17 protein-coding genes are annotated in these 26,785 nt (G+C 47.6%); 7 read left to right on the top strand and 10 right to left on the bottom strand.

The window, feature by feature from the left end; genetic code table 11:
• Positions 1 to 9 precede the first annotated feature (9 nt).
• Complete coding sequence (locus PHQ97_07765; GenBank protein ID MDD4392625.1) at positions 10 to 1,719, top strand: aldehyde ferredoxin oxidoreductase C-terminal domain-containing protein; 1,710 nt, start codon at positions 10 to 12, stop codon at positions 1,717 to 1,719.
• 334 nt (positions 1,720 to 2,053) lie between these two features.
• On the top strand, positions 2,054 to 2,965 hold the full coding sequence (locus PHQ97_07760; GenBank protein MDD4392624.1) for a transporter: 912 nt from the start codon (positions 2,054 to 2,056) through the stop codon (positions 2,963 to 2,965).
• 195 nt (positions 2,966 to 3,160) lie between these two features.
• On the opposite strand, the gene PHQ97_07755 is transcribed toward PHQ97_07760, so the two are convergent.
• The 5 genes from PHQ97_07755 to PHQ97_07735 all read right to left on the bottom strand — a co-directional run bounded on the left by PHQ97_07755 (position 3,161) and on the right by PHQ97_07735 (position 10,387).
• Positions 3,161 to 5,227, bottom strand: coding sequence for a sigma 54-interacting transcriptional regulator (locus tag PHQ97_07755; GenBank protein MDD4392623.1), 2,067 nt, complete (start codon positions 5,225 to 5,227; stop codon positions 3,161 to 3,163).
• A gap of 237 nt (positions 5,228 to 5,464) precedes the next feature.
• Positions 5,465 to 6,439: a DUF4340 domain-containing protein gene (locus PHQ97_07750; protein ID MDD4392622.1), complete on the bottom strand. Its 975-nt coding sequence runs from the start codon at positions 6,437 to 6,439 to the stop codon at positions 5,465 to 5,467.
• A gap of 73 nt (positions 6,440 to 6,512) precedes the next feature.
• Complete coding sequence (locus PHQ97_07745; protein ID MDD4392621.1) at positions 6,513 to 8,717, bottom strand: Gldg family protein; 2,205 nt, start codon at positions 8,715 to 8,717, stop codon at positions 6,513 to 6,515.
• Positions 8,718 to 8,727: 10 nt separating this feature from the next.
• Positions 8,728 to 9,432, bottom strand: a complete 705-nt coding sequence (locus tag PHQ97_07740; GenBank protein ID MDD4392620.1) for an ABC transporter permease subunit — start codon at positions 9,430 to 9,432, stop codon at positions 8,728 to 8,730.
• Between the two features lies 1 nt (position 9,433).
• Positions 9,434 to 10,387: an ATP-binding cassette domain-containing protein gene (locus tag PHQ97_07735; GenBank protein ID MDD4392619.1), complete on the bottom strand. Its 954-nt coding sequence runs from the start codon at positions 10,385 to 10,387 to the stop codon at positions 9,434 to 9,436.
• Between the two features lie 1,088 nt (positions 10,388 to 11,475).
• Here PHQ97_07735 and lnt point away from each other — a divergent pair.
• The 3 genes from lnt (at position 11,476) to PHQ97_07720 (ending at position 14,730) form a co-directional block, all read left to right on the top strand.
• Positions 11,476 to 13,059 carry an apolipoprotein N-acyltransferase gene (gene lnt, locus PHQ97_07730; GenBank protein MDD4392618.1) on the top strand — a complete coding sequence of 528 codons (1,584 nt, stop codon included), beginning with the start codon at positions 11,476 to 11,478 and terminating at the stop codon, positions 13,057 to 13,059.
• Positions 13,060 to 13,088: 29 nt separating this feature from the next.
• Positions 13,089 to 14,187 (top strand): peptide chain release factor 2 gene (gene prfB / locus PHQ97_07725; GenBank protein MDD4392617.1). Its coding sequence is split into 2 segments (ribosomal slippage): positions 13,089 to 13,157 and positions 13,159 to 14,187, totalling 1,098 coding nucleotides; the frame shifts between segments, so codons are not numbered across the junction.
• On the top strand, positions 14,188 to 14,730 hold the full coding sequence (locus tag PHQ97_07720; GenBank protein ID MDD4392616.1) for a phosphohydrolase: 543 nt from the start codon (positions 14,188 to 14,190) through the stop codon (positions 14,728 to 14,730). It begins immediately after the preceding gene.
• Between the two features lie 135 nt (positions 14,731 to 14,865).
• Here the strand turns inward: PHQ97_07720 and gltA are convergent, their stop codons facing one another.
• Both gltA and PHQ97_07710 read right to left on the bottom strand, forming a co-directional pair.
• Complete coding sequence (gltA, locus tag PHQ97_07715) at positions 14,866 to 16,266, bottom strand: NADPH-dependent glutamate synthase (GenBank protein ID MDD4392615.1); 1,401 nt, start codon at positions 16,264 to 16,266, stop codon at positions 14,866 to 14,868.
• Positions 16,267 to 16,358: 92 nt separating this feature from the next.
• Positions 16,359 to 17,189 (bottom strand): sulfide/dihydroorotate dehydrogenase-like FAD/NAD-binding protein, encoded by an 831-nt coding sequence (locus PHQ97_07710; GenBank protein ID MDD4392614.1) that lies wholly within the window; start codon positions 17,187 to 17,189, stop codon positions 16,359 to 16,361.
• 1,222 nt (positions 17,190 to 18,411) lie between these two features.
• Here PHQ97_07710 and PHQ97_07705 point away from each other — a divergent pair.
• Both PHQ97_07705 and tatA read left to right on the top strand, forming a co-directional pair.
• Positions 18,412 to 19,194, top strand: coding sequence for a TatD family hydrolase (locus PHQ97_07705; protein ID MDD4392613.1), 783 nt, complete (start codon positions 18,412 to 18,414; stop codon positions 19,192 to 19,194).
• A 424-nt stretch (positions 19,195 to 19,618) separates the two neighbouring features.
• Complete coding sequence (gene tatA, locus PHQ97_07700) at positions 19,619 to 19,804, top strand: twin-arginine translocase TatA/TatE family subunit (protein ID MDD4392612.1); 186 nt, start codon at positions 19,619 to 19,621, stop codon at positions 19,802 to 19,804.
• 557 nt (positions 19,805 to 20,361) lie between these two features.
• Here tatA and brxL read toward each other — a convergent pair.
• From brxL to PHQ97_07685, 3 genes are all read right to left on the bottom strand, one after another.
• On the bottom strand, positions 20,362 to 22,398 hold the full coding sequence (gene brxL / locus PHQ97_07695; GenBank protein ID MDD4392611.1) for a protease Lon-related BREX system protein BrxL: 2,037 nt from the start codon (positions 22,396 to 22,398) through the stop codon (positions 20,362 to 20,364).
• 8 nt (positions 22,399 to 22,406) lie between these two features.
• Complete coding sequence (pglZ, locus tag PHQ97_07690) at positions 22,407 to 25,055, bottom strand: BREX-1 system phosphatase PglZ type A (protein ID MDD4392610.1); 2,649 nt, start codon at positions 25,053 to 25,055, stop codon at positions 22,407 to 22,409.
• Between the two features lie 293 nt (positions 25,056 to 25,348).
• Complete coding sequence (locus PHQ97_07685) at positions 25,349 to 26,758, bottom strand: helix-turn-helix domain-containing protein (protein MDD4392609.1); 1,410 nt, start codon at positions 26,756 to 26,758, stop codon at positions 25,349 to 25,351.
• Between the last annotated feature and the right edge of the window lie 27 nt (positions 26,759 to 26,785).

The following is a 26,785-nucleotide window of genomic DNA, read 5'->3' as shown; positions in this document are numbered from 1 at the left end:
GATACAAACATGAAAAAAATACTAAGAGTCGACATGACCCGACAGGCCACAGCATACGAGGCGGTACCCAAAAGCCTTCAGCTGTTCGGCGGACGCGGCACCGTGGCAAAAATCCTGACGGATGAAATCGATCCGGCATGCGATCCGCTGAGCCCGGGCAACAAACTGATTGTTTGTCCGGGGCTGTTTGCGGACACCTCCGCTCCCTGCTCCGGACGGATTTCCATAGGCGGTAAAAGTCCACTGACCGGAACCATCAAGGAAGCCAATGCCGGCGGCATCGCAGCAAAGAAGCTGGCCGGTCTGGATATCTATGCCGTTATCGTGGAAGGCAAACCCGATAACAATTCCTGGTGGATTCTGTCTATCAGCGAAAAGGGCGCCGAACTTCTTTCCGCGAACGCCTATGCCGGATTGAACAACTATGCCCTGTCGGAGAAATTAATGAAGGATTTTGGAAGCGATATCGGCATCGTCTCCATCGGAACGGCCGGAGAACGGGGCTACCCGAATTCCACCGTGCAGATCACCGATCCGGACGGCCGCCCGTCACGAGCCGCTGCCCGCGGTGGTTTAGGCGCCGTAATGGGCTCCAAAAAACTCAAGGCCATCGTTATTGACTACTCCGGAAAACCGGCTTGGGATTATGATGACAAAGCCCAATTTGTCAAATCCAGCAAAGCCTATTCCAAAGGCATCATGGCCAATCCGATATCAGGTCAGGCCATGCCGGCCCTGGGAACCGCGGTTCTGGTCAATGCAACCAACGCGGGAGGCATTCTGCCGACCCGAAATTTTAAAACCGGAAAATTCGATCAGGTTGAAGCAATCAGCGGCGAGCACATCGCCGAACTGCAGGCTGAACGCGGCGGTAAAATGAGACACGCCTGCCATCCGGGTTGTGTGATTCAATGCTCCAATATCTATAACGATAAATCCGGAAATTATCTCACATCCGGATTTGAATACGAAACCATCGCTCTGCTGGGCGCCAACTGCGGCATCAGCGACATTGACACAATCGCCCGAATGGATCGGATGTGTGACGACTTCGGTCTGGACACCATGGAAACGGGATGTACGATCGGTGTATGCATGGAAGCCGGAAAAATCGAATTCGGCGACAGCGTCGGCGCGATTGCACTGGTTCAGGAAATCATCGACGGTACCGAATTCGGAAAACTCATGGGACAAGGCACGGAAAAGACCGGAAAGCACCTGGGGGTTACCAGAATACCTACCGTTAAAGGCCAATCCCTGGCCGGATATGACCCGAGGGGTTTGAAAGGCACCGGAGTCACCTATGCCGTCTGCCCGATGGGCGCCGACCATACTGCAGGCAATGCCCTGGGCAATCCCACCGTCGATCCCACGAAAAAAGAAGGTCAGGTAGCATTGTCCACCCAGCTTCAAGTGGGCATGGCGCTATTTGACAATCTGGGTATGTGCATTTTCTCCGGTTTTTGCACCGCGGACCCGGAAAATCTTCAGCACCTGGTCGACATGTTTGCCGCAAAATTCGGTGGTGACTGGAATGTTGACAAACTCATGGGCATAGCCGTCCAGACGCTGATTATGGAAAAGCAGTTCAACACGGCCGCCGGATTTACCGAAAAAGACAACCGCCTGCCCGAATTCATGTATACCGAAAAATTAGATACCGTTGATACGGTATTTGACATTACCGATGAAGAGCTCAAGGCTGCAATTCCGTTTTAAGCATTTAATCCGGAAAATTTTACACGTACCGGTACCGCCAAGCTTTTAGTCCCGAATGCCTTCGGCCTTAGCCGCAGGGCGTCGGGACAAAGCCTTGACGACAGCCTGACTGTTTATGAAATTGAGAGGGTGTTTCCGGAACGTTTCGAAATTACATTTATTTCTGTGACTGTTTCCGCCCCGACCTATTCAGGTTTTTCATGGTATCCGACAATTTTTAATCCGAACACGATTCTATAGACGGAACTGGTGAAAACTGTTTTCAGCAGGGGAGCTGAGCACGAAAAATCCATTTGAGCGGCGAAATATTTGATGTGTAGAGGAGACTGTGACTATGTTGAAGCGGATGCTGAAAATACTACTGCCTGCGCTGTTATTTTCTCAATTAATCTGTATACCCGCCTACGCGGGTTTATCAGCACACTACCAGAACGGCGGCGAAGGAATCAAGGCCGCCACAATACCACCGCCGGGCTTTTACTTCCGGCAGTACAATATGTTTTACAAATCAGACGATCTCATCGACGCAAACGGAGACACCCTTAACAATTCAGGGTTTGACCTGACTACCTATGCCATGGCCAACCGGTTCATATGGGTAACTGATAAAAAACTGCTGGGGGCAGATTTCCTGATGAACGTCGTAATTCCCCTGGTGTATGTGGACTTTGAATTAGGCTCGGCCGGAATCACCGACGATCATTTTGGCATCGGAGACATCTACATCGAGCCGTTTGCCCTCGCATGGCATGGCGCGCGGTACGATGCGGCCTTAGGTCTATGCGCTTACGCCCCGACCGGCAACGCCGATGACAGCCGACCGGCGTATCCGGGAAAAGACTACTGGACCGGGATGATCAACACCGGAGTTACCCTTTATTTCGATACGGATAAGACCTGGTCGGCATCTGTTCTGGCCCGTTATGAAGTGCACAGCGAAAAAAACAATACAGACATCCGGGCAGGAGACGACTTCCATTTTGAATGGGGTATCGGTAAAACGATTGCCAGGCTATGGGATGTCGGCCTGACCGGGTACTGCCAGTGGCAGGTCTCCGACGACCGGGGAGATGATGTCACCTGGGACCGATCGGTCCACGACCGGGTTTACGGCATTGGGCCTGAAGTCAGCGTATTTCTCCCGAACCTGAAGCTGGGACTCACATTGAGAAACCAGTGGGAATTTGGTGCGGTGGATCGTTCGGAGGGAAATATGACCACTCTGGTATTGACCAAAACGTTTTAAGTCGAACCTATCCGAAAAAATATACTCAGAAAAATCAGATAAACGCCGGGAACCTTAACATTTCAAAATAAGCCATTCCATCACATTTACCTCAGGCAGACATTATTCTTTTCTTGCAGACATCCCCCTGACTCCCGGCGCTTATCCCGATCCTTCGCTTCAAAGCAGCCTTACAAAGCGGCTGTTCTAAAGCGACTACTTGCTGTCATACTCCATTTTCATCTGCTTCAGCTTGTCGTTCTGGCCGATCTTTGAATATAACGTCGGTTTGCTGATCCCGAGCCGTTCAGCGGCTTTGGTCATATTACCGTTTTCCTTTTCCAGAGCCGACTGAATAGCGATTTCTTCGGCCATCTTGAGTATGGCGATAGGACCTTTTCCGGAGCTGTGCTCTTCAATAACGGCTTCAATGTCTTTTTTCAGACCTTTATAATTGCAGGCCCGAATCAATCGATCCGGCAGCTGACTCAGGGTCAGAATCCGATCATTGCCGAGAAGCACGACCGCTCTTTCGAGAACATTTGAAAGTTCCCGGACATTTCCCCGCCAGTAATAATATTGCAGGGCATTCAGGAATTCAGGATGAATTTGCAAATCTGGCAAGTCAAATTCTCTGGAATGGATATCAATAAAATGCCGCGACAGCATCGGGATATCATCCGTCCGTTCACGAAGTGGCGGCAGATTGATCGTAATCGTACTGATTCTGTAATATAAATCATCCCTGAAATTGCCTTCATCCGCCTCCTGAAGCAGATCGAGTTTCGTTGCTGATATGATTCTGACATCAATGGGGATTTCCTCAACCCCACCGATTTTTGAAATTTTCTGTGTAGACAGCGCTCGAAGCAGTTTGATCTGAACCATCAGCGGCATACTTTCAATTTCATCCAGGAAAAGAGTCCCGCCGGATGCCAGCTCGAGCTTGCCGGGTTTTCCGCCTTTAAGCGCCCCGGTAAAAGCGCCGGGTTCGTATCCGAATAATTCACTTTCAATCAGCTCAGATGGAATCGCGCCACAGTTGATGGCGACAAACGGATTGTCTTTACGGGGGCTTTCGTTATGAATGGCCTGGGCGAACAATTCCTTACCGGTACCGCTTTCCCCGTAAATCAGAACCGATGAACGAACCCGGGCAATTTTCTCAGCCAGCTGTTTGGCGACGACCAGTTTTTGATTGTTGCCGAGGATATCGCTGAACGTATAGAAGGCCTGGTTCCCTTTCAGCTTTTGAAACGATTTCATCAGGCTGTGGGTATCCTCGATCATCACAATTTTATTTTTAACCTTACCGTTATTGCTTAAGATGTGCTGGATAGTCAGAAGAAACGACTTTTTCCGTCCCTGGATATCGAGAAGAATTTCCTGATTCTTTAAATCCTCGTCACCGTTCAAGCGCTCAATGGTCTGAAAATATCTGTTAAGTTCATTGACCGCATGCTTATTATCCTTAATTCCAAATAAACTCAGAAGCCTGGAGTTAAACGCTTTCGGCAGATTGTCTTCTCCAATATAGGCAACCCCCTGAGGCAGATATTCGATGACATTTCGTAACGCATAATCCTGGATATGAAGTTCTTCCAGTGCCCGGGTAATCACCGCACGATTGTCATAGATGTCCGCCAGACAGGTCGCCAGACCAAAGGTATCGATAGCGCCGGATTTCAGAAGACTGACAATATTCAACGCGCCGATGGGATGTCCCTCGGAATCATGAATCGGCGCTGCGGTGCAATAAACATTATGCAGCATGGAATTGAAATGCTCGGCCCCGACAATCTGAACCGGCCGATTTTCTTTTAATGCCAGGCAGACCGCATTGGTACCGATAATGTTTTCTGATGCATCTCTGGGAATATTTTCAATGATATACTTTTCGTATTCATTTGAATATTGCATTCTTTCGGCTTTATTTCCCGGATTCATGATTAATTGGATACTTTTATTGTACCGATCAAAGAGCTGAACATTCAGGTTTCGCTTCGTTACGATTTCCTGAATAATCAAGGCGACACTGCCGAACGATTGAATCAGTTCCTGATGACTGATGCACTGTTCCTCGGCCTCCTTCCCCGTTAATATCATCTGCCCGCTGATAAAATACGGATCTACCCCGAAACGCCTGCTTCGTTTCCAGGAGTTGTAAATATCCTGAGCCACAATATCGGCGTCAACCGGTTTGCCATCTATAAATTTTATCCATTCGGATTTAATTTTAGAAAGGTAAGTGGTTTGAGATTTAAGAATAAAATCATACTGCATGCGATCAACTCCTATTCCAGCAACCATTGAATTTTTGGTTCAGCTGTTACAACATCCGATTTCAAAAAAATCTTCCGGATACATTTGGCGAATAAAAACTAATAATAACATAAATCGCCTCAAAATTTTAATATTCCCTATAACCCAATAGCCTGTGAAAGGAAGGTTCGCACATAAAAAACCCCCTGAGCATGGCACTGGCAACATACGACAGGGGGCTAAAAGGCAGCAGATGCATCAGTCTTTTTTCAAAAGTTCATCGATTTTTTTCTTCATATCGTCCACACTGTAATCCGACAGGGTAAACGGAAAATCGTTTTGGGATGACACGGCGGGGTATGCGGTATCTTCCGGTTTCAGTTTATCAAATATGGACAGCACATATTCCTGATCCCCCTTGAACATGAGGGTGTATAAGGGATTGGTGTAATCCTGTTTGCCCCGCCCGTTGATATAGGCCTGACAATTCAATCCGGACAGATCTCCCAAAAGGGCGTTAAGTTGGCCCTTATCGGCTGTTTTGCCTTCCGCGTATTCCCACACGGTTTGTCCGGCGACGGGCGGTTTGGACTCTTTGTCCTTATCCTTATCCGCCACTTCTGCCGCAGTTTCCTCGGGAATCTGCCTTCGGTTCAATACGATCGAATCGCCGGCTTTCGTGATCCGTACTTCCCGGATATCGTTCCGGTCAAATGACAGAACACCCCTGTCACGCAGATCGTCCACAGACAGATCAAACGCCCTCCTGAAATTACCCCGGGCGTGGTACACATTTTTATCCCCCGGCAGTTTGACAAACGTATGCTGTTGGGTCCCGGCAGCTTTCCCGATTTCCATCTCCCGACTTAACGCGTCTTTTCCCCATGCTTTCACGGTGATACGGCTGTCCGGATCCAGGTCGTATCGGCCGTAACTCTCGGCTTCCGATACCAGGGCCGTCAGGGTGAGGCTGCCGACCGCCTTGATCATCGTATTGACTTTAGGCGCATCGGCCAGATACTGATCCGGATCGACATACCATTTATTGTCTTTATGAATCAGCCTGATCGTCCGGTCCCCCTTGCTGATTTCCAGCCGGGTAATATCCGTTCCGGCAATCTCCGGAACCGCGGGCAGTTGATAATGCGTTCTGTCGGACTCGTGTAAAAACAGATATGCAGACAGTGCGATGATGACAGCAACAAGGATGATAAATTCTTTTTTAATTTTCATGGTCGCAACCTCCCGGATCAAAAACAACGAACCTTATCAGATGTATCGGTATGAACGTTATCAGGTTATTTTATTACTGCTTATCATACATCATTTGAATATGCTTTCTTCGGGACAGTCTCCTGAGCCACACAAACAAACCGAACAGGACGACCAGTACCGGAAGCCCGGCAATATTAAAGGTTTTCACAAATGTCTTGGCCAGCGCACCGGTATCGTCCAGCGGATTGAACTCCTGGATTTTGCTTCGCATCACGGCGATATCATTCCGATTATTCGCAGCATCCAGCACGTTCATGACAAAGGTGGCATTCGGGCTGTTTCCTTCTTCATCGAGCATATTATCCTTGAGAATCTCCGAAGCACCGATGAGAAAAATTTTCACCGGCTTGCTTTTTTCAATCGAGCCGCCGGTCTCCTCGACTTTTGTCAGGTCCATTTGTATCGCGGGTGCAGGCGCAGGTGCCTGCAGTATTTCCTGATCCGTATCGGCCGGATCTTTTTCCTCAACGGATTTTTCCGGCATGGGCCGGCCGGCAAAATAACTCGGAAATTCTCCTTCGATCAGACAGGCCAGCGGCAGGCTCTTCTTGTCGGCATCGGAAGCCGGCGGCTGAATGCTCATGGGATCCAGATTGATTCTTCCGGTCATCTCCCATGATTTTTCTGAAGAGGCAAAAAGCTTCCAGGTCTTTGCACCGATCTCGGAAACGCGCTTTTCATCCAGTTCGACCGGTGAATTTTTCATGGTAATGAGCCCCTTGATGTTTTTCATGAAATCCAGATCGTTGTTGATAAACCGGTTCTGGATGACCGGCGCAAAATAGATGGCACGCTCCCCTCCGCCCAGTTCAGCCGGAACTTTCTGGCTGTAACAATTTTCATCCAGCACATATGAAGTTTTGATGTGTACGCCGTAGTGGCCCAGCAATTTTTCCAGACCGGTTTGCAGCGGGGCATACATGGGTGGCTGACGGTAGCCGAACTGCTGCTGCGGCGGCATGATTTCATTGAAGGCATCGGTAAACACCACCAGACTGGTTCCCCTCATGAGCATCTGGTCAAGCTGATACAACTCATAATCTGAAAAGGGTTTTGTCGGCTGCGCAACAACCAGGCACTTGAGTCCCTCGGGGATGGTATCCTCTGCCAGTCTGATATCTTTGATCGAATAGGTACGGGCAAGCATGCTGCGAAAATTGGACAACAACTCGGGCTGCTGCTGTCCGCCCATGGCCGGAGAACCCCAGAGCTGAAGCGTCCCATGATCCGCCAGGTATCCGATATTTTCATTGATATCAATCAGCGACTCCAGGCTGGAGCCGATATTTTCCTCCAGGCTGTCCATATCTGCCAGACTGTACTGAGTTCCGATCAGGGGAACGCGGATCACATTCAGCAGGGGCATCTCCACGACCCTGTCCGCGTATGTCATGACCAGTCCGATGACCCCTTCTCCGGCCGGAACCTTTCCGTTGGAAATTCCGGGCCATTTGAGCGACATGACATTGAAGGCTTTGGCCTCTTGGTTCAGGGCCTCATCCGTGGATGGATCAAAATAGACATAATTCAGCTTTCCATAATTTTTTTCATTCAGCTTTTCCACAATGCCCCGGACTTTATCCGGCAGATCTGGCAGGTTCTCAATCCCCATATACGGCGCCACGGCTTTTAAGGAAGAGGACAGGAACAGCTTGATATCGATCTTGCCGGAAAGGCCCAGAAGGGCGCTGATTTTATTATTCTGCTTCTGTATCGCGGTCGTCAGTTTGTATTCCAGCCCATCGGTGGCGGTGATGGTCGGTATGGTTTCAATGGTGTCCCCATGGATCAGCACCAACCCCATATAAGCCTTTTTAAACTTGAGTTCATCTTTTTCCAGAATCTGAATCTGAACCGGATAAATGCCGTAATTTGTAGCCAGTTGCTGATTTTCCCGGGCCGCGTCCGAAATATCGTCTTCTTCGGGGCTGACATCATAAAACCGGTAATTAAAATACCGGTTTGAGTGAATCGCGTATTCTTCCAGAAGATCGTGCAGATATCGCTCCGTATTATTGTAGGGAGCGGGCAGATTTCTGGTAAAAAACACGTTGATGGTCAGCGGCTCCGACAGCGTGGAAACTACTTGCCGACTGGCTCTGGATATCGAATACACCTTGTTTTTAGTCAAATCGATCCGGGAAAACAAAGTCAGTCCCGCTGCATTGATCAATACAATGGCTATCAGGTAGATAATGAATTTTATATATTTTCCAGATCTGCTGGTCACGCCCATTGGATTCTCCTTATATTTTTTCCTGCATCGCCAGGTGAGTTGCGTAAAGACTGATAAAAATGACGCTGAGAAAATACAGAACATCCCGTGAATCGATAATCCCTTTGGAAATATTCTGAAAGTGGAAATTGGCACCGAGGTAACCGACCACCCCCAGCAGTGACTGCGGAAAGAAAAGCAACATCCGGTCGATCAGCGTCAGGCCGAAGCAAATGACCATCCCCATAATGAATGCAACGATCTGGTTCCGAGTCAGGGATGAGGCAAACAGCCCAATGCCGCAGAACGCTGCACCCAGCAGCATGGCGCCGGTATATCCACCGATGACAGGTCCCCAGTCCAGCTGCCCCAGAAAGGAAATGCTGATCGGATACGCCAGCGTCGGAAGCAGCATCGCCGCGATGAACGCAACGGCGGCAAAAAATTTACCGAGGATGATATCCCGGAATGTAACCGGCATGGTCACCAGAATTTCATACGATCCCACTTTCATCTCCTCGGAAAACAGACGCATGGTTACAGCAGGAATGACGAATGAAAAGGTCATCGGAAGCAGTGAAAAAAAAGTCCTCATACTGGCCTGGCTGTAGATGAAAAACGTTGTAAAAAAGAACCATCCGGTTACCAGAAGAAAAATCGATATGACGATATAGGCGACAGGTGATACAAAATAGTCTTTAAATTCTTTTTTGAATATCTGAAAGGTCTGATTCATATCAGTTCTCCTTGGTCAGTTCCCGGAATATGTTTTCAAGCGTTTTGGTTTCCTGATAGTATTCTATCAGTATCCAGTCGGTGCCCTTGATCCGTTCATAAATTTTTTGTCTCAACGTTCCTGAATCAGAGCAGAAAAGCCTTACATTCAGCGGGCCGCTACCACCGGATTCGCCATTAAACTCATCTATGGCTTCAATCCGGTTGACCCCTTCAATGGCCCCAAGTTCATCCTCCACCGATGACATCCGGGCGTTGAGCAGAGACAGATGGATAATTTTTTCGGGTCCAAGCGATTGCCTCAACATCTCCGTGGTACCGTCCGCCACAATCTGCCCGTTGTTGATGATCACGATCCTGTCACAGGTGGCTTCTGCTTCACTGAGGATGTGCGTCGAGAGAATGACGGTTTTTTCCCTGCCGATCTGGCGGATAATTTCCCGAATTTCAACGATCTGATTCGGATCCAGGCCCGAAGTCGGCTCATCGAGCACCAGAATCTCCGGATCACTCATCATGGCATGCGCCAGTCCCACCCGCTGTTTCAATCCTTTCGAAAGCTCTCCTACCGTTTTGTGCATAATGCCATTCAGTCCGCAGAGCCCGACAAGATGACGGACTCTGGACGTTCGCTCATCCTTTTCAAGCCCCCGGATTTTAGCCACGTAATCCAGATAATCAAACACCAGCATATCCTGATAAAGCGGCGCGGATTCCGGCAGATATCCGATCAGCTTTTTAATCTCCATCGGGTTTTCATCGATGGCATATTCATTGATCAGGATACTTCCCGATGAAGGCAGAAAGTATCCCGTAAGCATCCGAAGGACGGTGGTTTTACCGGCACCGTTCGGCCCAAGAAGTCCCAGAACTTCTCCTCGTTTAATATGAAGACTGATCTGATCCACCGCGCAGAAATCATCGTAGTATTTGGTCAGGTTTTCAATATGAATCATGCCTGCATCTCCTTTATTAGTTACCTCAATGCCCGAACAATTCCGATCCGGATAGCGGTTCTGCTCCGATTCATCAATTAAAAAAACGGCTGTGAATCTATTGCGTAAAACTCCATAGCATCCAAACGAAAATCCGATGATTTTTCAATTCCAGGGGGGGGCAAAAATTTTATCCGTGGAAATACCTGTTGCATTTCACAAACCCATGAAAAAAGTCGAGGCAATTCAACATTGGTAATGATTATATTTGAATGAGCGACCTGAGGCAACATTCAAGTTGCCCCTGATGCCTGGGTTGAGGTCAAAAAATCAGCCGGCCTGAAGAAGCTATCGGAGAATTTTATAAAATAGATAAATTAATCATTTTTAATGATGTGTCAAGTTCTGTTTCTGAAACGCTTAATATGATGGAATACCGGCTGCAAACAGTGATAATCAGGCAGGATCAGTCGCTGATCGTTTTGCTGAAACCTGGCAATGATGAGGCTGATCACGAAACACAGGCCGGTTTTTCCCGTTTCAGGGGCTCGTCACTCATGCGTTGCATCACCTCAAACATCTTCCCAAGAAAACATTCCGTTTCCGTGTGTTCATATTCGTAGATCGACACAGGGCCACCTTCATTTTGTTGCAACATTTACTTTACAAGTAAACAACCGCAATTTCTCTTCTGTCAATAAAAAATTTTGTGCAACGGCACCAAAAAATAAAATCTTTGCGGACCTTGCTTATTATGAAACAGCGGGGCGTAGAATTTGGGCTTGATCACAACTGCGGCCACAATGTCACGGGGTCCGTCCCGCCCATTGCCGGCTTCTCCAGCACGATCCGGGGGATGCCGGCAACGGACGGGACTTCAAGTCTTCGGACAGCAAAATATGGCCGAAATCATGACCAAGCCCTGTTTCCTGTTCCGCCCCATTTTTCCAGCGTTGCTGTTTTTATCCACCCCCACGCTTTTCCATTGACAGAAAATATTTCGATGTTAATTTACTCGAATAACTGTTTTCCATTTGGCCCTGTTTATACAGGTATTGCCTGCACTCCTGCAAATATGCGGGTTTTTATATGAATTAGATATGCATCTCATGCCCCGACATACAAACGTTAACCCCCTTATATGTGCAATGCTGTCCGGATTGATGCTGACCGCATCGTTTCCGGGCATCTCGATGACATGGCTTGCCTGGTTTGCGCTCATCCCCCTGCTCTATGGATCAAGCCAGCTTCGTCCGGGGGCAGGTTTCCGAATGGGTTTTATTGCCGGACTGACCCACTATCTGACATTGATGTACTGGCTCGCGTATACCATGCATACCTATGGTCAGCTGCCCTGGTTGCTGAGCATCCCTGTTCTTTTTCTCCTGGCGGCCTGGCTGGCGACTTACATCGCCTTTTTTTCAATGCTCCTGACATCATTATGCGCTTCCCCGATGCGGCTGCTGCTTTTATCCCCGGCGTTATGGACCGCACTGGAATATATCCGCACTTTTCTCCTGACGGGCCTTCCCTGGGAACTGCTGGGATACAGCCAGTATCAGCAGCTGTCGATCATACAGATGGCGGACATATTCGGCGTTTACGGTGTATCGTTTCTGATCGCACTGGCCAATGCCGCCTTTCTGATATTATTGCTTTATGTCAACAAAAGCGCGTGGGGGGGGCATCGGATTTCACCCACACTGGCATCAACGGCAGCGGCCGTACTGATTCTGGCTGCAGGCGCATCCTGGTCGTATGGAACATGGCGCATCCAATCCGTTGACGATCAACTTCGTACTGCACCGACCTGCCTGGCCATGATCGTACAGGGCAATGTGGATCAATCCATTAAATGGGACCCGGCCTTTCAACAGCGGACAACAGAAAAATATATTCGACTTTCCCTACCGGCCGGTCCGGACAAACCGGAGCTGATCGTCTGGCCGGAAACGGCCACACCCTTTTATTATCAACAAAACAGCGCTCTGGGCAGACTTGTGCAAAGCGCTATTCAATCCGCCGGCACCTGTTTTCTGATCGGAAGTCCCTCATTCGTTCAAAAAAAAATTGTCGAATACTACAACAGTGCTTATCTTATAAACTCGAATGGTGCCATCACGGGAAAATACGACAAAGCGCATCTGGTTCCTTTTGGAGAGTATGTCCCTTTAAATAAATGGCTGCCGTTTATCGGTAAAATGGTTCAGGCGGCGGGTGATTTCAGGCAGGGAACCGCAGGCGGCACCCTCTCCATGAAGGATACGCAATTAGGCGTTCAAATCTGCTATGAAATCATTTTCCCGGATCTGGCCAGAGCCGCTGTCTTGAACAACGCCGGTTTTCTGGTGAACATTACCAACGATGCATGGTTTGGAAGAACGGCCGCACCCCGGCAGCATTTTTCGATGGCCATTTTCAGAGCAATTGAAAACAAACGCTTTCTTGTCAGATCAGCAAATACGGGGATCAGCGGCTTTATTGATCCATTAGGGCGGATTACCGGATCTACGGCTTTATTTGAAGAAAAAGCCCTTACCCGCCCGGTGGCAGTTATGGAATTAAAAACATTTTATACCCGGTATGGAGATATCTTTGCTAAAACCTGCGTAGCAGTTGCAGTTATTTTTGGAATCTGGTATCTATTTTTCCCTGAAAATTACAGCAAACGAATCAAATTGAATCATTCATAGATCGGTTTATAACCGTTGGGGAGGTTACTATGTCGTTGGAATTAAAACAAACCATTAAAGATCTGTATCGAAAAATTGAACCATTGAAAGGCTGCCTTTGACCTTGCCGACAAGGAAAAACGGCTAAAAGAAATTGAAGCACAGATCTCCAGAACAGATTTCTGGGATAATCCCGAAGCCACAAAAGCCATCTTAAAAGAACGAACCGTCCTGACCGACCAGGTCGACACCTTCCGGCACATTGTCAATGACCTTGAGGAAACCGGCATTCTTCTGGAACTGGCGCTGGATGAGTCAAATTCAGAAGCCGTGCAAGAGGTGACCGGTCAGCTTGAGGATATTGACCGGCGAATCAGGAAAATGTCTCTTGACCTGATGCTGAGCGGCGAAAATGATGCCAACAATGCGATTGTCTCCATCAATGCCGGCGCTGGCGGCACAGAGGCACAGGATTGGGCAGAGATGCTTTACCGGATGTATTTGCGATGGGTCGAACGCAGAGGATTTAAAATCGAACTCATCGATTTTCAGCCGGGCGATGAAGCCGGAATCAAAAGCGTGACCTTCACGGCCAGCGGCCCCTACGCATATGGTTATTTAAAAGCCGAAGTCGGAATCCACCGGCTGGTCCGTATCTCGCCGTTCAATGCCAGCGGAAAGCGCCATACATCGTTTGCAGCGGTATTTGTATACCCGGAACTCGACGAGGAAATCGTTATCGACATTGAAGAAAAGGATCTTCGAATCGATGTTTTCAGGGCCAGCGGGGCCGGGGGACAGCACGTCAACAAGACCAGCAGTGCGATACGCATCACCCATCTGCCCACAGGAATCGTGGTTCAGTGCCAGCAGGAAAAGTCCCAGCACCGAAACAAGGATCTTGCAATGAAAGTACTCAACGCCCGGCTGTATCAGCATGAAAAGCAAAAGCAGGACGACAAGATGCAACAGATCCATGACAGCAAATCCGATATCGCCTGGGGCAATCAGATTCGTTCCTATGTTCTTCACCCCTATCAGATGGCCAAAGACCATCGCACCAATATCGAAATCGGAAACGTCAATGCGGTTTTAGACGGCGCCATTGATCCTTTTATTGAGGGAATGCTGCTGTCGGGAAAACACTGAATGGATTACATCGAAATTATCAAAGCCTGTTACCGACCGGATTCCCGGTCGTATGCGTTGCTGACAGACCACGGGCAGCATGTTGCCGAAAAAGCGCTTGAAGCCGCCGCCAATGTGAGATACCTCAATCCGGATCTTGGGTTTATCAAGGAAGCCGCCTTTCTTCACGATATCGGCATCTGCTTCACCGATGCACCCTCGCTTGGCTGCTCCGGAGACCACCCCTATATCTGTCACGGTTATCTGGGCAGAATGTTTCTGGAAAGCAGGGGCCTTTTCCGCCACGCTCTCGTCTGTGAACGTCATATCGGCACCGGCCTGTCGGCCAGAGATATCAGGAAGCAGAAACTTCCGCTGCCGGACCGGGACATGATGCCGCTGTCCATCGAGGAGCAGATTGTCTGCTACGCAGATAATTTCTTTTCCAAAGACGGACAGCTGCCGGCAAGAGAAAAATCCGTTATGGAAATCATTGCAGGTCTTGAGCGCTTCGGCCCTGAAAAAGTCGAAACGTTTCTGTCGTGGGTGGCGCTTTTCGGATAACACGACACCCCTGGCGCTTTCCGCGATAGCCTTCAGATCCTGACTGCTGAACTTGTTCATAAAAAAACCGGCCGGATTCCATGATGAATCCAGCCGGTTTTTTTATCTATATCGGGTTACAAACGGCGGTATTGGTTACCAGCCGCGTGCGAGATAATCATCGATGGAGTCAGCCGCGCCACGACCGGCACCCATGGCCAGAATAACGGTTGCGGCACCGGTAACGATGTCGCCGCCGGCCCAGACACCTTTCATGGTGGTCTTTCCGGTCACAAGGTCAGCGTTGATATAACCCCACTTGTTCAATCCAAGCGCCGGGGTAGACCGCGTCAGCAGCGGGTTGGGTCCGGCACCGACAGCGATGATAACCAGGTCACATTCAATGGTGAACTCGGAACCCGGAATCGGTATCGGACGACGCCTGCCGGATGCATCAGGTTCGCCCAGCTCCATCACAAGGCCTTCCATTGAAGTCAAACGACCTTTTTCATCCCCCATGAACTGGGTCGGCGCTGTCAGGAAATGGAATTTCACGCCTTCTTCTTCAGCATGGTGAACTTCAGCAGCCCTTGCCGGAAGCTCTGTTTTGGAACGGCGATATACGATAGTGGATTCCTCAGCACCCAGACGAAGAGCGGTTCTGGCCGAATCCATGGCCACGTTTCCGCCGCCCAGCGTGACAACCTTTTTCCCTCGGATGATCGGAGTGTCATATTCCGGGAACCGATAGGCTTTCATCAGGTTGGACCGGGTCAGGTACTCATTGGCAGACATGATACCGATCAGATTCTCGCCGGGAAGGTTGAGGAAAGTCGGCAGACCTGCGCCAACGCCCAGATAAATTGCGTCATATCCCTGCTCAAAGAGTTCTTCCAGACTGACGGTTCTGCCAACTACCGCATCACACTGAACGTCAACGCCCAGGGCACTGAGTCCGTCCACTTCTGAAAAAACGATTTCTTTGGGAAGCCTGAACTCAGGAATTCCATAAACCAGAACGCCGCCGGGTTTATGAAAGGCTTCAAACAATGTAACCGCGTGGCCCTTGAGAATAAGGTCAGCGGCAACGGTCAACCCTGAAGGACCGGAACCGACAACGGCAATTTTCTTTCCGGTAGCCGCAGCTTTCGCAGGCTTCGTAGCCAGGCGATTCTTTCGTTCATAATCTGCGACAAAACGCTCCAGGTTACCGATGGCAACCGGGGCACCCTTTTTGCCGAGGATGCACAGACCTTCACACTGCAGCTCCTGGGGACAAACACGTCCGCAAACGGCCGGCAGGGCGTTCTTTTCCCAGATCTTGCTGATGGATTCGGTAAATTTTCCTTCTTTAATCAACCCGATAAAACCGGGAATATCAACACCCACCGGGCAGCCTTCCACGCAAGCCGGTTTTTTACACTGCAGACATCTTTCAGCCTCTTTCATAGCCGTTTCCGGGCTCTGACCCGTGGGAACTTCTTCAAAATTCCTTGCGCGTACCTTTGGATCCTGCTCCGGCATGGGCTGTCTGAGTATCGCTTCTTGTTTAGCCATAATATCCTCCGAAAAACGTATCTGTTTAAATCATTAATGAACAATTCATTTAAATAAACTGTCTATAATCTTTCGCCTCAAATTTGCCGGAATTATGCAAGACGGCAATATTCATCCATACACTTTTTTTCTTCCGGAAAATAGGATGCAAGACGTTTGAACAGCTCATCATAGTCAACCTGATGGCCATCGAATTCGGGACCGTCAACGCATGCAAATTTGGTTTTGCCGCCGACCGTCACGCGGCAACCGCCGCACATCCCGGTTCCATCAACCATGATCGGATTCAGGCTGACCATGGTCGGCACATTGTATTTTTTTGTCATCAATGAGCAAAATTTCATCATCGGGACAGGACCGATGGCCACACAAAGTTTAATGTCCTTGTTGTTTTCCAGAACGTCCTTCAGCTGCTCGGTTACAAAACCGGGATGGCCGTAGGAACCATCATCCGTACAAACGCGAAGATCATGGGATGCGGCTTTCATCTTTTCTTCCAGGATCAACAGATTCTTGCTCTTTGCGCCGATAATGCAGGTTACATCGTTGCCGATTTCCTTGAGACCTCGGGTAATGGGGTGCAGTACAGCCACACCGGTACCACCGCCAACGCACACGACCTTGCCCAGTTTTTCGAGATGGGTCGGTTTTCCCAGAGGACCGATGATGTCCAGATAGCCTTCGCCGACTTTCATGTCCCTGAACAGCGCAGTGGATTTTCCAACCACCATGTAAACAATCGTGATGGTCCCTTTTTCAGGGTCAGAATCTGCCATCGTCAAAGGAATGCGCTCGCCGGTTTCATTGGCTCTCAGGATTACAAACTGGCCGGGCTGTGCCTTCTTCGCGATCAAAGGGGCTTCGATTTCGTTCAGAATTATAGTACCTTCTGCCATTTCTTGCCGATTTACAATTTTAAACATGTCTAACCTCCGGAGTATAATTAATATACTATGTTAAAAATACCTGCAGTACTTCTCCTAGACAGGAATTATCCTTTTTTGATCTCCTCCTATGATATTTACTGATAAGTTGTTATTAACTGATAACTTGTTGCATTACCAATCAAACGATATTTAGTCAACCCCAAATACGATATTTAGTCAACCCCAAATATTGATATTATAGGAATTCAATGTTAAACCCCGTATGCCGGATGCGGACCCTTTGGCTTTCTCGACAGGTTAGATACTGATGGAAAACCCATCAGTATCATTCAATATCAGGAAGACAACCGCCCGGAACGTATAAAGACGGGCCTTACCGGCAGATTCGGATTTCAACTTTTAATGAATAATATTCATTAAATCGGGTTAAATGAACTATTGTTTATTCTAAAACAAGTTATGCTGTTCAAAAAAAAAGATGGGGCCTTTAACTGAATCCCATGAAGTATTTTGAGAATCAACGCTTGAATCTAACGGTTATGGGAAAAACAGCCATTTCAGGCCCGCTGCCAAATTTCATGGCACCTGAGCCAGCGTTCATAATATACTGATATCGAATAACATTCTTAAAATAAATCGCATATGAAACGCAAGGCGATAGCCGGGTTTCGTTTCCCGGGCTCCGTACGGAAACTCCTGCTGAAGTATGCTTGCTCACTTGTATTAACAAGTACAATGGGGCATCAGGAGGTCTTTTAGATATTACTCTGTCGCTGGAGTCTGAAATTAATGAAAAGCAGGACTTGATCATAACTGCGGCTGCAATGTCACGGAGTCCGTCCCGCCCGTTGCCGGCTTCTCCAGCACGATACGGGGGGATGCCGGGGCCATGTCGTACGCCGGCAACGGCCGGGACTTCGAAACTACACGTAAGAGAATATGGCCGCAGTTATGATCAAGCCCTGCTTTTCAATAATACGATTGCCGTATGGACAACCCTGTATCGCATCCTTATGTTATGATGCCAGAAACCGGCATTCCGGAGCCAGGAAACTGGCAATTTGCGCCGGCCCTTAGGGCTCACTCAAAAATAACTTCCCATTTTAAGCGCCGATGCATCCTGCCTGGCTGCGTTACGAAAGCTCGGAATATGCTTGATATTCCTGCACTTTCGTGTCTTGCCAGACAGGCGCCTCAACATTTAAAATTGCGAACTTATTTCTGAGCGAGCCCTTAATAATAAAGGAATCAAGTCATGCTGACACTATTTGAAAGCCACTGCCACATAGATGACCCCGTATTTGACGAAGACATTGACCTGGTCATCCAGCGCGCAAAGGACAGCGGCATAAACGCGATGATGATAGTCGGGGTCAACACGGATTCTTCGAAGAAGGCAGTATCCATAGCAGAATCCCGATCCGATATTTACGCTTCGGTTGGCCTGCATCCCCATGAGACAAATAACTGTTCGGAGACCGTCATAGACGAACTCAAACACCTGGCAGCGAGTCCGAAGGTTCGCGCCTGGGGAGAAATCGGACTGGACTTTAACCGGATGCATTCGCCCGAAGCCGTTCAGGAGAAATGGCTGGTCCGTCAGCTTGACACAGCGGGGACATTAAATCTGCCAGTCATATTTCATGAAAGAGAGAGCCGGGGACGGCTTCTGGATATTCTCAAGACTCACGAACACCGCATCAGAGGGGTTATCCACTGTTTCAGCGGCAATGAAGCCGAATTAAACCAATATCTGGACATGGGACTGTACATCGGCATAACCGGAATCATCACCCTCTGTTCCCGCGGCATGGATTTGCGGCGGTTGGCCCCCATGATACCCGCGGAAAGACTTTTGATTGAAACCGACTCTCCCTATCTGACCCCCACGCCCGAACGAAACCGAACCCGGAGAAACGAGCCCGCCTTTGTCAGGCGGGTTCTACTAAAGCTTGCTGAGGTCAGAGACGAAGATCCGGAATATCTTTCAGAGGTGATATGGGCGAACAGTTGCAGATTATTCGGTATCCCCCGGCCCTGATCATTCGGGGAAGGCTTCCGATTAACACAGAAAGGCAGTTTCCAGCTTAACCCTACAACGATACTTAAAAATTAACATGCTGTTTTTAATTAAACGCCATAGACATTAAGAACAGAACCCCTTGAAATTAAAGGGCTCTAAAAAACAAGTCGCGTTGCAGGGTTAATGGTAATCGATTGACACCGTATTTAGCCGGTGATATGTATTAACATCAATTTGATGGCTGCTAAATGTCCATAGGCATGCTTACAGCTGAAAAAATTCTCTGGCGCTTTTGTTCTGATTATCGGCATATAATGGAAAACGAATGCGTACGGCCAGCTTCCTGGCAGGTTATGCCCGATCAGGTCGTCACTATTTCATTTTCCCAGAGTAATTTTATTATGAACCTGGTAAAAAAACAGGTATGAGACAGGAGGAGTTTATGTTTGGAATCGGAATGCCGGAACTTATCATCATACTGGTTATCATCCTGATCATTTTTGGTGCAGGCAAACTGCCCGAAATCGGATCCGGTATCGGAAAAGGCATAAAAAATTTCAAAAAAGCGACCAAAGAAATAAATGAGGATGAAGACGAAAAAAAGATTTCAGACAAAAAGGATGCCTGACGACCGTTCTCTTTAATCGTATCGTAATATCTGATATTCGTTTCCGTTTTCCGCGCTGCAGTTATGGGGCAGTTTTCCGCCCCATAATGACATATGAATCGCATGAAAGGCAGCCATTACAAGCCGGATGCTAAAACGGTTACAAATACCTTTTAACTCTATCGAGCGCGTGAGTGAATAGATTTATCCAATAGCCCTGCTATATATTATATATATGTAATGTTAAATGGTTATTGAAGAATACTTATCTTCAATAAATGTAAAATTTATTGTAACTATTATATATTATCAAAATCCAATTTTTTACATTTCAGCCATGGCCAGCCCTGACGCCTTCTCACGGATGTTTCCCCTGTCTACTCTAATATCGCAGTAATATTCGTAGTCTATCCTGCCAGCCACAGGTAAAAACTTTTATCCAGACACATTAGGTCTCCTTCTCCCACACCTCACCAGTCTTTGATTCCCGGTATAAGGGAATACATGGCTCCGGGGGTTCGATTATCCATCTGTTTATTCACACAGCCCCCATTTGCAGCAAATACACCTGCTCTTTATTATTTGACGCCTAAGGCTTTATAGACAGCATCCACAGGGTCTGAATAAAAACTCGTCTGGAATTTGGCAAACAGTTCCCCGGGGATGGTTGGGATATCTCCCACACTGCTCATGGGAATCAGGATTTTTTTTGCACCCGCGTCAAATCCGGTTTGCAGCTTTTCTGCGAGATTTGATGCTTTTTCAATGGTTCCACCCAGGCTCATATTTCCCAAAACGATCATCTGACTTTGGATGGATCTACCCATCAGCCCGGAACATAAGGAGATAAAACTGCACAGGGTCAGATCAGAAGCAGGGCCGGTGCTTTGCATTTCAACAATATGAAGGTGATAATCATGATCGCCGACTTTGGACATGGAACTGACCCTTGCCATGTTAGCCTTAAAATAGTCATAGGCAATTTTGATGGCCTCTTTGGTCTTTGTGTCGGTTCCAGAGCCTGAAATCGATAATTTGCCATTGCCCGCTGTCACCTGAAGTTCCAATCGGTATAAACCGGGATGTCCGGAGGTTCCGAGCTTTACCGTATGCATCGTTCCAGGATTCATGGGGCCTTCAGGGATGAGTGTCCCTCCGCCCTGCTCAAGAACACTGACAAACTTTTCTTCCAGGGTTTCATTATCGATGTAGCTGAAATGCACATCATAAAATTCCATGCCCCCGATCTTTTTCAGCTGTTCTTTAACACGCCTCCTGCTTTCCAAGCCATAAACGAGGCAGCGTTCAACCGCATCTTTATCAAAATCGCCATGGGGATATATGATTTTTAAAAGTCCGGACACTGTTTTTCGAACGGCAATGATATCTCTCTGATTCAGGTTGTTTCCCATTTTAAAATATCGATCAATGGCATCTGAAAAGCTTCTTTTCCGCATTTCCCTTAAGAATTCAGCAAGAAAATCAACAATCAATCCATACTGGTTGGTGAGAAATCCGGGTCTCATCTTGGGGATTTCCCAGCCCGGAACATAGGCATGCATCCGGTCGAAAAAAGCAGCATCAATCATTTCTTCAGGGAAAGGCGCAAAAAGATGACTGGTTTTAACGAGCATATCCACACTTTGGTTGATGTTGCCCACAAAGACCATGGCAGCATTGGCATTAACTTCATCCCTTCCCCGGGAAAAAGAACCGGATGCCATAAAATCCTTCATGATCTGTATGCCGTCTTTATCTTTAAACCGGATGCCGGCAACCTCATCAAATGCCACCGTGTCCCATACCCCCACAAGACCGACTTTCCGACTGCTCATATTGTAAAACAGGTTTGCCACCGTTGTCTGGCCGCCGGACACCAGTATCGAATTGGGACTGATTTCTTTGTAAATATGACTTTTACCCGTTCCCCTGGGTCCCAGTTCGCACAGGTTATAATTATTTTCAACCAGCGGGATCAACCGTGACAGAAAATGCCATTTAACACGCGTCTCAAAAAGAGTCGGTTCAAGTCCGGTTGATCTTAAGATCATGTCGATCCATTGTTCTTCAGAAAATTGCTTCCGCCCTTCAAAAATCAAGTTCATATCAAGATTGGGCATTTGAATGGGTTTGAGCTCTGATATAAGAAAGGGGGAATCCTTTGACCCTTCCTCATAATAATATTGAAGATTTAAAATACACCAGATGCCTCCCACCAGGAGTTTTTCATATCGTTTTACAATATCACTGGAGACTTCAAGTCCCTTGACCCCGAGGTTGGAAAGCATGCCTTCATAGACATCTCGTCTTTCATTGAGCTTTACCGTCACCTTATCAATGATTTTATAGCTGCCGAGTTCTTTAATTTTGGATTTGACCTTTTCGGCCTCATCCGGGCGGACATAATTATCTGACAGAATCTGCTTTACTGTTTTAAGCCCTTCCTGTATCACCGCTTCATCTTCAACCGCACAATACATCCCCAGGAGGTATTCCAACACATAAACAGGGACATTGGCGCCCTCCTTGAGAAGTTTGGTCAGATCTTTTCGTACCACACGGCCTGCAAAATGCGTATTTAACAATACATCAATACTGACATCGCCTGTTTCCATAAATCCACCTAAAAATCGTTTGCAAATGCAATATCTATCATGAACGGCAGTCTGTCATATTCTGTCTCATCCTCGGCATTGCGAAGCACCAGGGCATATTCTTTTTTATTGTCAAAGGGTCCTGATTTTAAAGATAGCCTGACTGTTTTTTTACGTTCATCCATGGATGAAGAACTGCTGTCAAAGGTGAGGGTCTCTTCTTTGCTGACAATATCGTTTCCGTCCCGCAAAGATACTTTTAAGGTCCTGGGTTTCATGCGCTGGGAAACGGCATCGGTCTGTATGAATTCAAATCTGGGGATATTGGTCACGATCTTTTTAGAGGATCCCAGTAAAGAAACACCCACCATGCCCACCTGGGATTTCTCCTTATGGATTCCCTTCATTTCAGATACCGTTATCACCGGTATGGTGATTTCCTGGAGCATGGCCCCGCCATGGAAAAACTTTGCTCCCCCCACAAAATTGAACCGGTTGGTTCCCCCTGGCAGCCAGAACTTCATATCTGTAATCGTATTGGCGGTCTGTTTAGTGCTGCCGACAAATACCTTATCAGATTTTCCAAGGGTTGCTCCCAGAATGAATCGTTTATGCTTTTTAACCGCACCGTTGGGTTCCGGCTCCAGGATACTTTTGTCCAAGGCCGCCAGATCTTTTTCCTGATAAATAAAACCATGATCTGCGGTGATAATGACCCGGGAGCCATTCAGGCGGTCAATGATAAGCCCCACAAGCGCTGTCAGCTCATCAATGGCAGTTCTTACGGCCTCAAAGGTCTTATCTTCTGAAACGGCCTTGTCTCCAACAGCATCAATATGATCATGATAAATATAAACGACCCTGTGGGGTTTTACAAACTCCCGGCCCTTGTCTTTGCTCATGGCTGACAGATCTGATGCTTTAACGGCTGTTCCGTTAACATTATTTAGAATGGCCGCACGCTGATCAAATGAACCGGTTGCTTTCCCGTCAAGTAATGGACTTATTGAATCCTCTTTAAATGACAAGGATTCATATGGCAGCGTTGATGCCATACCCAGGGCTGTAAAACTCGGCAAAACGCCAAGCATGGGCTCAATCTCAGCCTGAAGCCGATACTTGCCATTGATCTGGTCTGTCATCTCTTTTCCTGCTTCATAACGAAAGGCATCGCTGACAATGACAAATATCCTGTTTCTATCGGACCTGGCCAATACAGGCCTTATCTTTTCCTTAAAAAAATTATATTGATTATCAATCCCCTTCAAATGCCAGTGGTCAAGCAGACCCGGTGCAATCAAATCAGAATCAGATCCGAGGAAATCACCCCATTTAATGGAAAGCTGTTCCAGGAACCAGCCACTGTAACAATCTTCCACACAGGATCTAAGCTGTTTCAACACATCCCATCCACCCTGTTCCGCCTCATTGGCAAGTTCATTGAAGATTCGATGGTATTGATCAAAAAGAAAAAGTTCCCGGGTATACGCCGCAAACATGTCGTCGGCACGCTTGTAATTAAATCCACCGTCATATTTTTTTCTCAGCTCAAACAGCTTTATGGCTGTTTCCAACGCTTGACAGGCGGATTTATAGAGGTTTTTTTCAGGATCATCCTCAAAAATAGAATTTGCCCAATATCCATCCAGCCGTTTTTTAATGGCATCCTGGATGGTTAAAAAATCCTTATCAAAAGAAGCCCGATGAAAACGATCAATGATCTGATCCCTGAATGAACTGATAACTCTTTGTTCCACATCTTCAAAAGTGAAGACTTCCAGAAGATTTTCAATTTCCAGGCAGGAGATCGCCTGGGCGATATTCAGTCGTTTAGAGATAGCCTTAGAGATCCGGTTGAAATTTTTACAATAAAGGGTATGGGTCTGCCACTGGTTTAAAAAGACCGATGCGTTCATCGCTTTAGACGTTCCTGAAATCCTGAAATGTGCAAGGGAAACCGGCAGATCATTTTTAAGATGGTTTGAAAAATCAGTGACAAAAATTCTGATCAAAAGATCCATCAAACCCGGTGATGATTCATTGACGTATCCAAAGGTTTGCACCATGAATTTCCAAAATGAAGGGGTAAGTCCAAAGGCATCAATCTCCTTCCATGGCTTTGATTCCATTGTTTCATCAAATTGGCCGTCCATGCAGAAAGAGGCCATCAATTTCATGAGAATGGCAAAAGGTTCAGGCTGGTCAGCCCGTACAAGAACGGTGATCATCTTAAGATCCATATCATCTTCCCGATCTTGCAGTTCAACCCATTTTTTTAATCGGTCAAGCCGGTCCCGGCTTCTGAAAAACGCCCTTCGTTCTTTAATAAAAGGCCTCATGCTCTGGTTTTCCAGACCCAGCTCCTTAATCAGGATCGACGCCCGGTCAGCATGGAAAAGATAGGCGTATAATTTAATATCAAAAAGCCAGTCTCTTTCCGGCGCGGGTTCATAGTACGGGGCATAAAGAATAAATCGTCCATTAACATCCCCGATCTCAAGCCTTATTTTTAAATCAAGGGCGCAGGTCTCATCAAGCCTTAAGAGAGTAACTCCTTCCACTTCTATTGACGGCAAACTCTCTTCAAATTCCTTTTCCCCGTCATACCAGAAAACGAGTCGTTTCTTCTCTTCTTTAAAAATCCGTGTCAGGGTCTGGTTGAGCTGTTTTATATCCATGATTTTCCTGTTAAAAATATTCATCATAATCTGCGTAATCTGTGGAAAAAAATTATCCGCAGATTACGCAGATTTTCGCAGATTAAAGAAAAGATAGATTCCGGGGTTAGGGCCTCGGAAGGAATAAAATCCACAAAGATTGCGAAGGATTTTCGGAGTCTCGCACACTCGCTTACCTGTTCGTCTTCAAGGCGTATCAAAGAGTGCATGCTTGTTGCATGTGCTTTTTGATGCAACGCAGAAGGCGGGCAAAAAGACAAGCAAGATTGTGGATTTAATTTGTTCCGAGGCCCTTAGCCCTTTCCGCTGTCATCTGTGGATAGCAATCCCTGTCCCTTTGCCGTGAGCCGGTATTTTTGCGTTGGGCTTTTGGGAGAATCCGGTTGCGTCATTTCAATCAAATTCATCGCAAGTGCCGGTTCAAGATAAATACGGGAAAAATTCACTCGATCTTTTAATTGTAAGGCTTGCATAAGCTGTGATCGGCTTATTTCTCCTTCCATTTTTTCCAGCAGCCGGGTTACTTGTTGGGTTACTTGTTGGGTTACTTGTTGGGTTGCCGGCTGGGTCTGAATACGTACCTGCTCGGCCAGATGAACAATAAACCTGACCCTCATTCCTAATTCCACAATCTGAGGTTCCGGCAGTCCCAGTTCTTGAGCCTGTTTGAACATGCGGGGCACACCGGTTCCCCATTGCTCAATCAGATTCATCTCCCGAAAAAGACGGGCAATAACCGGGTTCCTGATTCTTGATATACCTTCTTTCATATCTTTGATGGTCATGCCGGGCAGAAGAATTCCGGGATTTTCAATTTCAATGCGGTCATCAAAAAAGGAAATCCGGATGGGAGCCCCCCGCTGGGAGTAGTCTGCATGAACCAGGGCATTAATGACAGCTTCACGCAAAATACCCAGGGGAATGCTCCAGACATCTTTACGCCTGACCTCTGAAAAATCGGCCCCGCGCATGGCATGCTTCTTCAGAAACAGCATGATACTGTCAACCGCCTGGGGAAGAGGGTCGTAAATCTCAATGTGATCAAAAATATCTGCCTTGTCTCGACCGGTAAACCGTCCGCACTGCACCCATACATCAGAAAAATAATATCTGCGATCCCTGCCAAATAAAATGATGGCCCCTTTTGAAGGAACCAGCCTCCCCTGGTGGGGTACAAGCAACTTGAGTGTTCTGAGTTCTCTCTCACCCATGGGAGATTTTTCACGGGCACTTTGGGCAATGGCCCGGGTATCTATATCATCAATGGAAAGCTCAGGCATTGGCATCTCGTCAAATGCCACTCCCTCCACTGACCGGCGAAGCTCTGCAATCAGCTCCTGGTCAGCCTGGCGGTTGGTTGAACCCAGCCGGACATAAACGCCGGTTTCCCCACCTTCGGAACGCAGAAAATGGGGGCGGGAACTGCTGAGAAAAACTTCGGCAATTAAAAGGGTTTTATCCTCAATGGTGATCATTTCGATGTTCGGCACAAGGCGGGGTGCAATGGAATCGGCGATCATGCTGCACAGCCGTTCCTCCTGTGACAGCGGGTCTTCAACCCCCAGCACCTGCCGGTCGTCACTGACACCGATAATCAGCCGTCCACCGGCAGTATTGGCAAATGCCACAAGTGCTTTCATCATTGGCTTGGGTGAAGACAGATCCCTTTTGAATTCAATTATTTTACCTTCAGGTTGTTCCAAAAGCCTATGGTAAAAGTTGCTCAATGT

Source organism: Desulfobacterales bacterium (genome assembly GCA_028704555.1).
Lineage (GTDB): Bacteria > Desulfobacterota > Desulfobacteria > Desulfobacterales > JAQWFD01 > JAQWFD01.
This window is presented reverse-complemented; position numbering and strand designations above follow the sequence as displayed.

What these genes read in the sequence shown, in the direction of transcription:
- PHQ97_07765 (MDD4392625.1), top strand. Translation starts at nt 10, where the DNA reads ATGAAAAAAATACTAAGAGTCGACATGACCCGACAGGCCACAGCATAC.
- PHQ97_07760 (MDD4392624.1), top strand. Translation starts at nt 2,054, where the DNA reads ATGTTGAAGCGGATGCTGAAAATACTACTGCCTGCGCTGTTATTTTCT.
- PHQ97_07755 (MDD4392623.1), bottom strand. Translation starts at nt 5,227, where the DNA reads ATGCAGTATGATTTTATTCTTAAATCTCAAACCACTTACCTTTCTAAA.
- PHQ97_07750 (MDD4392622.1), bottom strand. Translation starts at nt 6,439, where the DNA reads ATGAAAATTAAAAAAGAATTTATCATCCTTGTTGCTGTCATCATCGCA.
- PHQ97_07745 (MDD4392621.1), bottom strand. Translation starts at nt 8,717, where the DNA reads ATGGGCGTGACCAGCAGATCTGGAAAATATATAAAATTCATTATCTAC.
- PHQ97_07740 (MDD4392620.1), bottom strand. Translation starts at nt 9,432, where the DNA reads ATGAATCAGACCTTTCAGATATTCAAAAAAGAATTTAAAGACTATTTT.
- PHQ97_07735 (MDD4392619.1), bottom strand. Translation starts at nt 10,387, where the DNA reads ATGATTCATATTGAAAACCTGACCAAATACTACGATGATTTCTGCGCG.
- lnt (MDD4392618.1), top strand. Translation starts at nt 11,476, where the DNA reads ATGCCCCGACATACAAACGTTAACCCCCTTATATGTGCAATGCTGTCC.
- PHQ97_07720 (MDD4392616.1), top strand. Translation starts at nt 14,188, where the DNA reads ATGGATTACATCGAAATTATCAAAGCCTGTTACCGACCGGATTCCCGG.
- gltA (MDD4392615.1), bottom strand. Translation starts at nt 16,266, where the DNA reads ATGGCTAAACAAGAAGCGATACTCAGACAGCCCATGCCGGAGCAGGAT.
- PHQ97_07710 (MDD4392614.1), bottom strand. Translation starts at nt 17,189, where the DNA reads ATGTTTAAAATTGTAAATCGGCAAGAAATGGCAGAAGGTACTATAATT.
- tatA (MDD4392612.1), top strand. Translation starts at nt 19,619, where the DNA reads ATGTTTGGAATCGGAATGCCGGAACTTATCATCATACTGGTTATCATC.
- brxL (MDD4392611.1), bottom strand. Translation starts at nt 22,398, where the DNA reads ATGGAAACAGGCGATGTCAGTATTGATGTATTGTTAAATACGCATTTT.
- pglZ (MDD4392610.1), bottom strand. Translation starts at nt 25,055, where the DNA reads ATGGATATAAAACAGCTCAACCAGACCCTGACACGGATTTTTAAAGAA.